Origin of the sequence: Pseudomonas sp. NPDC086251 (assembly GCF_044746405.1) — a bacterium.
Taxonomy (GTDB): domain Bacteria; phylum Pseudomonadota; class Gammaproteobacteria; order Pseudomonadales; family Pseudomonadaceae; genus Aquipseudomonas.
The window spans coordinates 58,328-72,163 of record NZ_JBIVBY010000008.1; the positions used below are offsets into that span (position 1 = coordinate 58,328).

General features: G+C 58.1%; 11 protein-coding genes and 1 pseudogene. 9 read left to right on the plus strand and 3 right to left on the minus strand.

The features are described from left to right. Positions 1-42: 42 nt before the first annotated feature. Complete coding sequence (locus tag ACIPL2_RS11790) at positions 43-519, minus strand: PAS domain-containing protein (protein WP_401356278.1); 477 nt, start codon at positions 517-519, stop codon at positions 43-45. Between the two features lie 145 nt (positions 520-664). Here ACIPL2_RS11790 and ACIPL2_RS11795 point away from each other — a divergent pair, with 145 nt between their 5' ends. From ACIPL2_RS11795 to ACIPL2_RS11815, 5 genes and pseudogenes are all read left to right on the plus strand, one after another. Next, positions 665-1,120, plus strand: coding sequence for a flavodoxin (locus ACIPL2_RS11795; RefSeq protein WP_401356280.1), 456 nt, complete (start codon positions 665-667; stop codon positions 1,118-1,120). Between the two features lie 21 nt (positions 1,121-1,141). Further along, positions 1,142-1,249 (plus strand): annotated as a pseudogene (locus tag ACIPL2_RS11800) (LrgB family protein); the annotation flags it as partial. Positions 1,250-1,380: 131 nt separating this feature from the next. Continuing rightward, entirely contained in the window at positions 1,381-2,163 is a 783-nt protein-coding gene (locus ACIPL2_RS11805; protein WP_401356283.1) for a class II aldolase/adducin family protein, read from the plus strand. Then, positions 2,163-3,065 carry an alpha/beta fold hydrolase gene (locus tag ACIPL2_RS11810; RefSeq protein ID WP_401356286.1) on the plus strand — a complete coding sequence of 301 codons (903 nt, stop codon included), beginning with the start codon at positions 2,163-2,165 and terminating at the stop codon, positions 3,063-3,065. Before ACIPL2_RS11805 ends, ACIPL2_RS11810 begins: the two co-directional genes overlap by 1 nt. A 239-nt stretch (positions 3,066-3,304) precedes the next feature. Then, positions 3,305-4,216 carry an SDR family oxidoreductase gene (locus ACIPL2_RS11815; protein ID WP_401356289.1) on the plus strand — a complete coding sequence of 304 codons (912 nt, stop codon included), beginning with the start codon at positions 3,305-3,307 and terminating at the stop codon, positions 4,214-4,216. 58 nt (positions 4,217-4,274) lie between these two features. Here the strand turns inward: ACIPL2_RS11815 and ACIPL2_RS11820 are convergent, their stop codons facing one another. Both ACIPL2_RS11820 and ACIPL2_RS11825 read right to left on the minus strand, forming a co-directional pair. Continuing rightward, complete coding sequence (locus ACIPL2_RS11820) at positions 4,275-4,532, minus strand: immunity protein (RefSeq protein ID WP_401356292.1); 258 nt, start codon at positions 4,530-4,532, stop codon at positions 4,275-4,277. Further along, the gene (locus ACIPL2_RS11825) at positions 4,529-6,577 is read right to left on the minus strand and encodes an S-type pyocin domain-containing protein (RefSeq protein WP_401356294.1); all 2,049 of its coding nucleotides are present in this window, start codon (positions 6,575-6,577) and stop codon (positions 4,529-4,531) included. Before ACIPL2_RS11825 ends, ACIPL2_RS11820 begins: the two co-directional genes overlap by 4 nt. Positions 6,578-7,481: 904 nt before the next feature. On the opposite strand from ACIPL2_RS11825, the gene ACIPL2_RS11830 reads away from it, so the two are divergent. The 4 genes from ACIPL2_RS11830 (at position 7,482) to ACIPL2_RS11845 (ending at position 13,812) form a co-directional block, all read left to right on the plus strand. After that, positions 7,482-9,275, plus strand: a complete 1,794-nt coding sequence (locus ACIPL2_RS11830) for a DUF1302 domain-containing protein (protein WP_401356297.1) — start codon at positions 7,482-7,484, stop codon at positions 9,273-9,275. Positions 9,276-9,298: 23 nt separating this feature from the next. Beyond that, positions 9,299-10,666 (plus strand): DUF1329 domain-containing protein, encoded by a 1,368-nt coding sequence (locus ACIPL2_RS11835; RefSeq protein ID WP_401356299.1) that lies wholly within the window; start codon positions 9,299-9,301, stop codon positions 10,664-10,666. Positions 10,667-12,138: 1,472 nt separating this feature from the next. After that, entirely contained in the window at positions 12,139-13,359 is a 1,221-nt protein-coding gene (locus ACIPL2_RS11840) for a LuxR C-terminal-related transcriptional regulator (RefSeq protein ID WP_401356600.1), read from the plus strand. A 129-nt stretch (positions 13,360-13,488) separates the two neighbouring features. After that, positions 13,489-13,812, plus strand: a complete 324-nt coding sequence (locus ACIPL2_RS11845) for a hypothetical protein (protein ID WP_401356300.1) — start codon at positions 13,489-13,491, stop codon at positions 13,810-13,812. Positions 13,813-13,836 lie beyond the last annotated feature (24 nt).

Here is a 13,836-nt window from a genome sequence, read left to right on the forward strand (position 1 = left end):
AGAAAAAGTTACAAACCCATCGGTGATTGTAGTTAATGACAATTAATTCGCGGTTTTGTTTTTGCCGTTCGTCGCTTTTAAAGCGGCTAATTCCGCCTGGACTTCCGCCAGCTGCGCTTCGAGCTGCGTAACTCGCTGCTGTGCCTTGACCTGCACGCTGACGTCTTTCTGTACCCCGACAAAATAGGTCTGCCCGTCACTCGGGTTTTTTACCGTTGAAAGGGACAGCTCGTTCCAGAACGGCGTACCGTCCTTGCGGTAATTCCTGAGGATTTCCCGACAGGAGTCGCCTCTTTGCAACGTCTCGCGAATCAACGGGAGAGCCTCTTGGTCACGGTCTCCGGATTGCAGGAAACGGCAATCCTGGTAGAGGATTTCTTCACTGGTGTATCCGGTGAGGCGCTCGAACGCCGGGTTGACGTAAATCAGGATGTTGTCTTGCTCGCCTTCCTTTTCGGCAATCACGATTCCATCATTGGACGCGTTGATCACCATTTGCAGCAATTGGGCGTTGATCATCAGAGAATCCTTTCCAAGTTGATTGAGCGGTGCATGCTAGAGGCACACCAGGCACTGGCCGCCAGCGCTATTGAGAGCGTATCGCATCTTCTGGGCTGCGGCTGTTAATATCTCCGTCTTTTTACTCAGCTTCAGGATCAGTTTGATGAAAGTCGCCATCCTTTCCGGCTCGGTGTACGGCACGGCTGAAGAAGTCGCTCGCCATGCCGCGAGCATTTTGCAAACCGCAGGTTTCGAAACCTTTCACAACCCGCGCGCAAGCCTCGCCGATGTGCAGGCCTTCGGTCCCGAAGCTTTTCTGGCGGTGACGTCCACCACGGGCATGGGCGAATTGCCGGACAACCTGCAACCGTTGTATTTTTCGATTCGCGACCAGTTGCCGGCCGCCTGGCGTGGTTTGCCGGGCGCCGTGATCGGCCTGGGCGATGCGAGTTACGGCGACACGTTTTGCGGTGGCGGTGAGTTGATGCGCGAATTGTTCGGCGAGCTGGGCATCCGCGAAGTGCTGCCGATGCTGCGCCTCGATGCCAGTGAAAGCGTGACCCCGGAGACCGACGCCGAGCCTTGGCTGGCAGAGTTGGTCAGCGCGCTGCAGGGCTGACCGGCTGCTCGCGCAAGAGGGCGAGCCCATGAAGTCGGCGGTGAAGAAGGCTCGGTGGCGGGGCTGGTCATCGTTCTGACCAGGCTGCTGAACGTGTTCGCGGCGCCGTTGCTGGCGGCAATACTTTGACACGGATCCAAAGGCGTCGACGCACTGACTCGCTAGGCCATCAAGCTGGCTGCCAATGCAACTACACGAACCTCGGGGGCTGACTAGACTGCTTTACGTGAGCAAAACAATAAGAACAGGAGTTCCTTGCCGTGAGCGTAGCCCCCGTCCAATCCCCCTCCACTATCAAAGACCAGGTCAGCGCCGCCGAGTGGCAGACCCGTGTCGATCTGGCTGCCTGCTACCGTCTGGTGGCCCTGCATGGCTGGGATGATCTGATCTTCACGCACATCTCGGCCAAGGTGCCGGGCACTGAAGACTTCCTGATCAACCCGTTCGGGCTGATGTTCCACGAGATCACCGCGTCGAGCCTGGTTAAAGTCGACCAGGCCGGTAACAAGCTGATGGACAGTCCCTACGAGATCAATCCGGCGGGGTACACCATCCACAGCGCGGTGCATGAAGTGCGTCACGACGTGGTTTGCGTGCTGCACACGCACACGGCTGCAGGCGTCGCGGTGTCGGCGCAGAAACAAGGCGTTTTGCCGATCAGCCAGCAATCGTTGTTTGTCCTGTCGAGCCTGGCGTATCACGCCTACGAAGGCGTGGCGCTGAACCACGAAGAGAAGGCGCGACTGCAAGCCGACCTCGGCGAAAACAATTTCCTGATGCTGCACAACCACGGTCTGCTGACCTGTGGCAGCACCATCGCCGATACCTTTCTGATGATGTTTACCTTTCAGCGTGCCTGCGATATTCAGGTGCTGGCGCAGAACGGCGGCGCCGAACTGATCGCCATTGAACCGCAGATTCTGGCGGGCGCCAAGGCGATGATTGCCGGCGTCACCAAAAGTGCTCAAGGGATGGGCGGTGCACTGGCGTGGCCAGCGCTGCTGCGCAAACTCGATAAACAAGACGCGGGATATAAACTCTGATGCCTCTCGCCGAGATCCCTCTGTGTGTCTGGCGCAAACGCGGCCAGACGTTCGTGTTCCGTGGCCACACTGTCCGCTACTGGACGGCGGGGCAGGGCGAGCCGCTGCTGCTCATTCATGGCTTTCCAACTGCCAGTTGGGACTGGCATTACCTGTGGCAACCATTGGCTCAGCGTTTTCGGGTGATTGCCTGCGACATGCTCGGTTTCGGTGACTCCGCCAAACCGGTGAGCCACGAATACAGCTTGCTGGAGCAGGCCGATCTGCAACAGGCCTTGCTGGAACACTTGAAGGTGGAGCCGTCGGTGCATGTGCTCGCTCACGATTACGGTGACAGCGTCGCTCAGGAACTGCTGGCCCGGCATTACGAAGCGCGCATTCATATCGCCAGTTGCGTGTTCCTCAACGGTGGCCTGTTTCCCGAAACCCATCGCCCGATCCTGATGCAAAAACTGCTGCTCAGCCCCTTGGGCTGGATGATTGGCCGCGCCTTTTCCCGGGACGGTCTGGTGAAGAGTTTCCGGCAGATCTTCGGTCCGCAGAGCCGCCCCAGCGAAAGCGAGATGGACGACTTCTGGAGCCTGGTCGAGAGCAATCACGGGCCGCGGATCATGCACAAGCTGATCGCCTACATCCCCGAACGACGTGCCCAGCGCGACCGTTGGGTCCGCGCGATGCAGCGTGATGAAGTGCCGCTGCGGGTGATCGATGGCGAGGTCGATCCGATCTCCGGCGGCCACATGGTCGAACGCTATCGGGAGCTGATCCCGAACCCGGACACGGTCCTGTTGCCCGGCATCGGCCACTACCCGCAGACCGAGGCGCCGGGGCAAGTGCTCAAGCATTATCTGGAGTTTCGCGACCGGCTGGTTTCAGCGCCGCGCAAGGCCGCCTGTTCCTGAGTTGCGCCGAAAAGATCGCAGCCTCGTTGCACTCGACAGCTCCTACATTGGGATGGCGTACGCCCTGTAGGAGCTGTCGAGTGCAACGAGGCTGCGATCTTTCACGTACACCCCCATTTCAAATTCATCATCCCCCAGCCTTATCGCGCACCATTCAGCCTCACCCCAGTTCATTGTGACCCGCAGCGCCGTGCCCGACACTGGACCCCATTGTCCCTTGGCCTGCTGGAGTCCCCCCAATGAATGAGTCTGTGCGCTTCGAAGATAAAGTCGTGATCATCACGGGGGCAGGTGGCGGCCTTGGCCGGGCGCATGCACTGCTGTTCGCCAAACAGGGCGCCAAAGTAGTGGTCAACGACCTCGGCGGCTCGGCTCAGGGCGAGGGCGCCAACGCTTCGGCGGCAGACCGCGTAGTGGCGGAAATTCGCGAAGCGGGCGGCATCGCCGAGGCCAACCACGACTCCGTTACCGACGGCGACAAAATCGTTCAGAACGCCCTCGACGTTTTCGGCCGGGTCGACGTGGTGGTCAACAACGCCGGGATCCTGCGGGACAAGACCTTCCACAAAATGGAAGACGGCGACTGGGACCTGGTTTACCGCGTCCACGTCGAAGGCGCCTACAAAGTCACCCGCGCCGCCTGGCCGCACCTGCGCGAGCAAAACTACGGGCGCATCATCTTCACCGCATCGACCTCGGGCATTTACGGCAACTTCGGCCAGTCCAACTACGGCATGGCCAAACTCGGCCTCTACGGCCTGACCCGCACCCTGGCCATCGAAGGCCGCAAGAACAACATCCTGGTCAACGCCATCGCCCCCACCGGCGGCACCCGCATGACCGAAGGCCTGATCCCGCCGCAAGTATTCGAACAACTGAAACCGGAACTGGTCAGCCCGTTGGTGGTGTACCTCGCCAGCGAAAATTGCCAGGAAACGTCGGGACTGTTTGAAGTCGGTGGTGGGTGGATGGGCAAGGTGCGCTGGGAGCGTAGCCTGGGCGCCGGGTTTGATCCACGGGTGGGGTTTTCGCCGGAAGATGTGGCGGCGCATTGGCAGCAGATCTGTGATTTCGACGGAGCGGCGCATCCGAAGGACAATATTGAGGCGCTGAAGGAAATGATGGGGAATTTGCAGCGGTATTCGATTTAATAGATCGAGATACCAAGCTGCTGCGCAGTGCGGCTTGGTATTTAAAATTTAGAGCACCTCAGACGTATCGTTTCTCTATGAAAAAATCAGGGGCTTTCCAGTTTGGACCTTTGACTGTCTTGCCATTTTCGTCACTCATTAATACACCTTCCTTGAAAAGCAAGTTATAAGCTTTCACTAGTTCGCCGTTTAATATCGCTTCTTGGCGGAAGCATCCGTACATTCTGTCCAATGCTGAGGCAGTTCTGAATAAAGCGAACACTGAAACAACATCTTCTACAGGTTCGTTTTTTATGATTTGCTCGACAGTACTCATTGTTCACGCCCCTTGATATCTTTTTCGTATTCTCTTTGGTCTTGTGCATTCATCGCATTGATTGCTTCTTCGGTGTACAGGAGTGAAAGGCTGCTTCCAAGTTGGTAATCCTCAAGCGTAGCTGTATGCGCATTGTTCCACACTGGAGAATTATCGGGCGGGGAAACGTCGTCGCTGTAGCCGAGTGCTCTATATCGCTCCAGTTCCCGTATTTCATGGGTGTAATAGCGCAGGTCAGTATCTGTTATTTCCAGGTGGCCGTTAAATATTCTGTCAAGACGCTCAATCATTATGTCGTTAGCATCAGATTGTTCGAAGCGAGCAGTATGTAATCTGACAGTATCGATTCCTTTCCGGGAGATTACTGCTATACGCCAGTTCAAATAAACTATAGGTCCGCCTGCCTGCTCCGGATTGTAGTAGCGTCCACTGAATCTGCCTTTGACAGATGCGCCCTCATAAGGACTGTTGAATACAACATACAGCGGCGGAATACCCGACTCAATCGGGAACACATAGACGAATCCACCAAAGCTATAAAGATCCAGCGCCGGGGACGTATCTATTCTTCCTTCGACAGCGGTTACAGTCGTGCCGTTGTAGACAACAATGCTCGGCTCTTGCGCAGGTATAGTCGTTGACGCGTTGTCCGGCCGGACAATGGGTGTCCAGGTCATTCCGGTCGAAGCTGCATCCGGACTATAGGTCCTATAAGCATTCAAACCTGGATCGAAAGTCGCGAGCCGCACCGGGACTTTGGAGGGCACCGTCGTTCCATTTGCGGCGGCAGCAAAAAACTCCGTTGTGTAATCCGTGTTTCTGGAACCGATCACTACCGGCAGTTCGACGTCCCCATTGACTGCAGCAATCGCATGCAAGTCATCGAGATGGTGGGGCGTGAGGTCGGAGAGCGGCACACTTAAGGCGTGTAGGTCGCTGTTACCCAGTGATGAGGGGAATAGCAGCGTTGCAAACCCGCCAACTACCGCACCTGCCGATGTGACGGATGCTGCGATCACTCCCGCCACGGCTCTTTGCAGGGCAGTTTTAATGGCGAGGGAAATCGCCGCATCGGTAGCGAGCGTCCCTGCTGCAACAGTGAACACGGGGCCGGATGCTGCCACTGATCCGGATACGGGAAACGGTCGATTAACTTGAGCCGCGTCCAGTGACTCCATCGCTTTGAGTAGTGCTTCTTCCTCTGCTTGTTGTTGCTTTTCGAGGCGCAGTTGCTCGGCTTGTCGTTGAACCTCGGCCTCAGCTTCGAGACGCGCTTGTTCAGCAGCGATGTACCGAGCGGCGGCTTCAGCGGCAATTCGTGCTTGCTCGGCGGCCATCCGTTCGGCCTCTGCCAGCGCGGTTAATCGTGCCTGCTCTTGAGCATGTGCCAGTGCTTCAGCTTCTGCCTTGATGCGCGCTTGTTCAGACGCCTGCAAAACACTGAGGGAATGCTGCAGATTTAGAGATCGCTGATTTAGCGAGTGAATGGTTTGCGACAGTAACCTGACGTCGACAGCGGCTCTGAGTGATTGATTCAGGGCCTGCATCGCGATGCCGTTCGGCCCTGGCCACTTTTCCAGCGTCGTGGCTTTTACCATGAATTCGTTAGTATGCCGGTAGAAAGGATCTCCTCCGTAAAACGCATTGGCCGTTGCTGTTTTATTATTGTGTTCAGCGACTTTTCGTTGCCAAAGTGTATTTAAAGCTCCCAGCTCACGGACTATCGACTGCAACGGCGGAACAGGATCAGTGGGGCCTTCAGATCTAACCACCGCAAGTTCGGACTCAATGGAATACGGTAGTTGACTGGATTGGATCTGAAGTTCTTGCTCCAGTGCTTTGGTTGTGCGTTGGATCGTTACCATATTTTGATTGTAGGTCCCCACGAAGCCGTGACCGAATGGCCCTGCTCTATTTTCGTTTGATGTTCGAGGGGCGGGCATCATGTGGTCGGGTGCAACACCTATTGTTACGACCGGCGTATCTATATTAAGAAAGCCTGGTCTGTTTTTGTCGTGTGGCCCTGGGGGCTTTTGCATATTCATATCCTTTGAATGTGCTTCATGTTTTTAAAAAGGGTTGCTGGTTGGTCATCGAAAAAAATGGATGCCAGTTGTTGCTTTGTGCCATTTAAAGTTACAGCGGAAATGGATACGGTGGGTCTGAGAGACGTGTGAGTTTTTACTTGTGATGTCGAGAGGGATTTCGACAAGGAAGGAACAAAGGCAAGATTGTCCTTTGCTTAAAAAGATGTTTCCTATGCTGTTATAGGAAATTTCTTGTAGGACTGTTTTAAGTACCTGGCGCTGAAACGCGCCCATAAAAAAGGCCGCTGCAAACGCAGCGGCCAAAGTAAGACGATTGATCAGGAGCTATAAATCAACGTCAGTGAACACGGGGTGATGAGTCGAAAATATTCAATTCATCTGAAATCTGTCGCTAGTGAAGCGGGCGGGTCATGCGCCACGGCTTCGTGCTTTCAGGCCGTTTGCCTTGAAAGCCCGGTCAGCATAAGCGCTTGCTGGCAAAGGAAAAACAGCGATTCCAGACATGCACTGTTGCAGTCTGGGTAACAGTCCCATCCCTATGGGCTATAACGTTCCTTGTAGCAGCTGCCGAAGGCTGCGTTCGGCTGCGCAGCAGTCGTAAACCCGGCATGCACTTTCCCCCTGGCACACCGCGGTGCCTGATCTCACGACTGCTTCGCAGCCGAACGCAGCCTCGCAAGCTCGAGCTGCTACAGAGGCGGACGCTGCAGGTGTGTGTTCATAGCGCCCGATGCGTCTGACTGATAACCCGCCATCCAGCCCATCCATACCTCGCTCAAAACGCCGCGCCATGCGGGCAGTCATCCTTTAGAGGTACACCACGAATACCTCCTTGGTGCGCTTATCGCTCCCGGCGTGCGGCAGTAGGGTGTGGCCTTCTGTCACTCACCGGGGAAGACGCATGACAAAAACAACAATGCGCGCCATCTTCAAGCCGCAGGCGCTGGCCGCTGCGGTGGCCTTGGGCTGCTGTGCCCAGGCGCAGGCTGTTTCATTCAACATCGGGGAAATCGAGGGGCAGTTCGATTCCTCGCTGTCGGTCGGCGCGAGCTGGGGCATGCGTGATGCCGACAAATCCCTGGTGGGCACCGTCAACGGCGGGTCCGGCCAGTCTTCGACGGGGGACGATGGCCGCCTGAACTTCAAGAAAGGCGAAACCTTCTCGAAGATCTTCAAGGGCATCCACGACCTTGAACTGAAGTACGGCGACACCGGTGTGTTCGTCCGTGGCAAGTACTGGTACGACTTCGAACTCAAGGACGAGGATCGCGAGTTCAAACAGATCAGTGACAACGGCCGCAAGGAAGGCGCCAAGTCCTCCGGCGCGCAACTTCTCGATGCCTTCGTCTATCACAACTACGCCATCGCCGATCTGCCGGGCACCGTGCGTGCCGGCAAGCAAGTGGTCAGCTGGGGTGAAAGTACATTCATCGGCAACTCGATCAACAGCATCAACCCGATCGACGTTTCCGCGTTCCGCCGTCCCGGTGCCGAGATCAAGGAAGGCCTGATTCCGGTGAACATGCTGTTTGCCTCCCAGGGCCTGACCGACCAGCTCTCGGTGGAAGGTTTCTATCAACTGGAGTGGGACCAGACCGTTCTCGACAACTGCGGTACGTTCTTTGGCGTCGACGTGGCGGCGGACGGTTGCAACAAGAATTACACGGTGGCCAGCCCGGCGATCGCACCGTTGCAACCGATCGCGGCGGCGTTTGGCCAAGGCTTCGAAGTCAGTCAGGAAGGCGTGATCGTTCCCCGTGGCGGTGACCGCGATGCCCGGGATTCCGGGCAATGGGGGACCGCGTTGCGCTGGCTCGGCGATGACACCGAGTACGGCCTGTACTTCATGAATTACCACAGCCGATCCCCAACGGTCGGCACCGTCACCGCAGGCTTGAGTACGTTGGCGAGTATTCCGGGCATCGTCACTACCGCCAACCGTCTTGCACCGGGCAGCGGGTCGGGCCTCGCCCAAAGTGTGATGCTCGGTCGCGGCCAGTATTACCTCGATTACCCGGAAGACATTCGACTCTACGGCGCGAGCTTCTCCACCACCTTGCCCACGGGCACCGCGTGGACCGGTGAGATCAGCTATCGCCCCAACGCTCCGGTGCAGGTCAACACCAATGACCTGACCCTGGCCTTGCTCAACCCGATCGCCGGCGGCACTGCATCGCCGATTGCTACCGCGCCAGGCGCCGACAACAAAGGCTATCGCCGCAAGGAAGTGACGCAAGTCCAGAGCACCCTGACCCATTTCTTCGACCAGGTGCTCGGCGCGCAACGGCTGACGCTGGTGGGTGAAGCCGCGGTGGTGCACGTCGGTGGACTGGAATCCCGGACCAAACTGCGCTACGGCCGCGACTCGGTCTATGGCCAATACGGTTTCGGTGGCGATACCGACGGCTTCGTCACCTCGACGTCCTGGGGTTATCGCGCCCGGGCCATCCTCGATTACGCCAACGTTATCGGCGGGGTCAACCTCAAACCCAACCTGTCCTGGTCCCATGACGTCGCCGGTTATGGCCCCAACGGGCTGTTCAACGAAGGCGCCAAGGCGGTCAGCGTCGGCGTCGATGCCGACTACCGCAACACCTATACCGCGAGCCTCAGTTACACCGACTTTTTCGGGGGTGACTACAACGTCCTGGAAGACCGCGACTTCCTGGCACTGAGCTTCGGCGTGAACTTCTGATCTGGCTGAGAAGGATGACTTTAATGCGCAAGATGATTCTGCAATGCGGCGCCCTGGCCCTGAGCCTGCTGGCGGCCAACGTGATGGCGGCGGTGTCGCCGGATGAAGCCAACAAACTCGGCACCAGCCTCACGCCACTGGGCGCCGAGAAGGCCGGTAACGCCGACGGTTCCATCCCGGCCTGGACCGGCGGCATCCCGAAAAACGCCGGTGCGGTGGACAGCAAAGGCTTCCTGGCTGACCCATTCGCCAGTGAAAAACCGCTGTTCGTCATCACTCCCGCGAACGTCGACAAGTACAAGGACAAGCTCTCTGAAGGCCAGGTGGCGATGTTCAAGCGCTACCCGGAAACCTACAAGATTCCGGTCTACCCGACTCACCGCACCGTGGCCGTGCCGCCGGAAATCTACGAGTCGGCCAAGCGCAGCGCGCTGAACGTGAACAGTATCAACGACGGTAACGGCCTGGCCAATTTCACCGGCAACCGTTACTACGCGTTCCCGATTCCGAAGACTGGCGTGGAGGTGCTGTGGAACCACATCACCCGCTATCACGGCGGCAACCTGCGCCGCATCATCACTCAGGTGACGCCGCAGACTAACGGCAGCTACACGCCGATCCGCTTCGAGGAAGAGATCGCGGTACCGCAACTGATGAAGGACCTGGACCCGGAAAAAGCCGCCAACGTCCTGACCTTCTTCAAGCAGTCGGTGACTGCGCCAGCGCGTCTGGCGGGCAACGTGCTGCTGGTGCACGAAACCCTCGATCAAGTGAAAGAGCCACGGCTGGCGTGGATCTATAACGCCGGCCAGCGTCGTGTTCGTCGTGCGCCGCAAGTGGCCTACGACGGACCGGGTACTGCCGCTGACGGCCTGCGCACTTCCGACAACTTCGACATGTTCTCCGGCGCACCGGATCGCTATGACTGGAAGTTGATCGGCAAGAAGGAAATGTACATCCCCTACAACAGCTACAAGCTCGACTCACCGAGCCTCAAGTATGACGACATTGTAAAAGCCGGGCACATCAACCAGGACCTGACCCGCTATGAATTGCACAGGGTCTGGGAAGTGGTCGGCACGGTCAAGCCCAGCGAACGACACATCTACGCCAAACGCCACATGTACCTCGACGAAGACAGCTGGCAAGTGGCGCTGGCAGACCATTACGACGGGCGCGGTCAGCTGTGGCGCGTGGCCGAAGGTCACGCTCAGTACTACTACGATCACCAGGCCCAGGCCTACACCCTCGAAGCGCTCTACGACATCATCGCTGGCCGATACATTGCCCTGGGAATGAAGAACGAAGAGAAGCACAGTTTCGAATTCGGCTTCGAAGCCAAGGCTGCCGACTACACACCATCGGCCTTGCGTGCCGAGGGCGTCCGGTAAGTGTTTTGATACATTGATAACGTGCGAGGCGACCTTCGGGTCGCCTTTTTTATGGGGGCCAATCAGCGTGCTGAATACTTCTCAACAAGCGGTTCGCAGAGGGCTAGGGTAGCCTCACAACTATAAAAAGGCACACCCGATGACCGCCATGAGTCTGTGTCTGGACCGCCCTGGATTTTTACCTCGCTTGTCGTCCCATCACCTGTCGCGGCTGCGCTTGAGCGAACCGCTGCTTGCCTCGACCGCCCGGGTGAAACTGCTCTGTGCACCGGCCGGCAGCGGCAAAAGTGCATTGCTCGCCGAATGCCTTTTACAGGCGCCGTCGCAGTGCGTTGTCCACTGGTTGCCATTGGCCGGCGCGACATTGAATGGCGCCGATTTGTGTGGTCGCTTGGCGGAGGCGTTGGGCCTGCCATCGAAAGATGAAGGGGCGCTGCTAAGACATCTGGCTCGTGTGCAGGTGCCGACCTGGCTGTTTCTCGATGATTACTGCCGTGTCCCGAACCCGGAACTCGACACCTTGCTCGATCGGCTGTTGGCGGTCAGCAGCCCGGCGCTCAGTTGGTGGCTGAGCGCCCGCCGACGTCCGCACTGCAATTGGCCCCGGTTGCTGCTCGATGATGAGTTGTATGAATGCGAGGGGCGAACGCTGGCATTCACCGAGGACGAGATTGAGCAGGTGCTCCGCCATGTCGCCCAACCGGTGGCGGCGAGGAACGCCAGAAAGGTTGTCCAGCGCAGCGGTGGTTGGTGCGCGGGTGTGCGGATTGCGTTACTCGAGGGTTGTCAGTGGGCGGGCGAACAGGACAAACAGGCGCGCTCGGCGACCCTGCTCAACTACTTGCAGCATGAACTGTTCAACGGCCTGCCCCCCGGAACTCGCAGAAGCCTGGCAAGTGCTGGCCCATTTGCCGCGATTCAACGCCAGCCTGTGCGAGCATCTGTTCGGCGCCGGAGAGGGCGCAAAGGGCTTGCACGCGTTGCAGGAGATGGGCTGTTTCATCGAGCCCTGGGACGACGCTGCCAATTGGTGGCGAGTCTTCGTGCCACTGGCCCAGGCGATGCGCGACGAACAACGCTCGGCGGGCCGTTCCTGGCATCGACGCGCCTGCCAATGGTTTGTCGCCGAGGAAGATTGGCAGGCGGCGTTCGAACAGGCGCTGTTGGCCGAAGAGTTCGAGGTGGCGGTCAGTCTGTTGCAGCACTTCAGCTTCGAACATTTGTTCATGGGCCAGAACGTGACCTTGTTGCTGAGCCTGCACGAGCGCCAAGGTGAGGAGTTGACCCTCGGCTCGCCGCAACTGGTGGGGTTGATCAGCGCTGCGCTGCTGTTCGCCGGACGCTTCGATCAGGCCGCTGCGTGCATCGAGCAACTGGTGCGGTTCGCACCGCAGCCGACGGCGACATTGCAGCGGCAACTGTTGGCGCGTTGGCAGGCGCTGCAAGGCTGGCTTCTGCATTTACAGGGACGCATGGAATCGGCCCGCGCGCACTTTATCGATGCGCTAAACGAACTCGGCACCGACGCCTGGCCGGCGCGCTTGCTCTGCCTGTCCGGGCTGACCCAACAAGCCTTGCTCAGCGCTGACCTCGACGCTGCCCAGGCGCTCAATCGTGAGGCGCTGTGCCTGGCGCGGGCGCAAGGTTCGCTCCTGTACGAAGGGTTGCTGGAACTCGATCACGCCCAGTTGCTGGAACAGCGCGGTGCACCCCGACGCGCTGAGAGTCTACTCGCCAATATTCATGCGTTACTGAGCCGACAAGCCAATCGTCCTGTGCCGTTGCTGGGACGAATTGCCCTGCGACGCGGGCGTCTGGCGCTGTGTCAGGGACAAGACGAGGAGGCCAGCGGGTTCTTCCAGTCCGGCCTCGAGGACTGCCTGCTCAGTCAGGACAAGCGCGCGTTGTATGGTTTTCTCGGGCAAGCGCAAATGGCCGCCAATCAAGGTGATTACGCCCAAGCGTTCGTCCGCTTGCGCGATGCCGAACGGCTGATGCAACAGCGGCAGATTCCCGAAACGGTCTATCGCGGGGTATTGCTGCAGGTCAGCAGTCAGTTCTGGTTGCAGCAAGGGCGCCCGGAATTGGCACGTGAGGCCCTGAGTCGTGTGCTGCGCCACTACCGCGGACCTAACGCGCGCCAGGCGCCACCGGCGACGTTGGAGCTGATCGCGCGCATCGAGTACCTGTTGGTGCTGGCGGAAACCTATCTGCAACGGGCGAAAAACCCGCTGGATCAGCTCAAGGCCTTGCTCGATCACGCGCAACGCCATGCTCTTCTTGCGCTGGAAACCGAGCTGCACCTGGCGATCAGCGAAGTGGCCGACCTCACCGGCGAACCCTCGCTGGCCAGATCGGCACTGGAGGCAGGCCTGGAATTGGTGAACCGCTGCAACTTGCAGCAGGCTTTGCGCGAAGTGCGCCTGCGCCAGCCAAGTCTGCTGTGTCGCCTCGGTGAAGAGGGTCAATTGCACCCAGTGGCGCTGGAGGCCAACCCGCTGAGTGGGCGAGAGCTGGAGGTGCTGGGCCTGATCGCCCAAGGCAGCTCGAATCAGCAGATTGCCGAGCAGTTGTTTATTTCTTTGCACACGGTGAAAACCCATGCGCGACGCATACATAGCAAGTTGGGTGTCGAGCGTCGAACACAAGCCGTGGCTACAGCGAAGAAGTTGGGTCTTATATCGCAGGCCTGATAGTTGAGCAGTGAATAACGGTAACTAATGCAAACAGACTGCCGCGTGCATTAGTTGTGATTGTCGTTAATATGCCAATCAGCGCCTGAGGTCAGTCGCTATCAACTATTAGTTATGGAGTTTTGAATCATGGAAGATCTGAATATCGAACGCGTGCGTGCCATTCTGCATGCGAAAGTCGGCGGTCGCGGAATTGATGTCGATAACGTCTACATCAACGGCGTTAACACCCCTGAGGACCCATTGGTCACCTATTCCCAAACACTGGTGTGGGCCTTTTTCCTGAAGCTACAGGACGGCGAAGTACCGTATTTCGAAGGCGAACATTTGGGGCTGTTTTCCGAAGCCTATACCTTCGATTCGCAGTATCGCTTCAAAGGTCTGGAGTTTGACGAAGTGAATGGGCTGGGTGCCGATATGGCAAAGATTTTTTTGACTGAATCAGTGATTTAATAAAAAGCGGTTGTGCCGCGTACG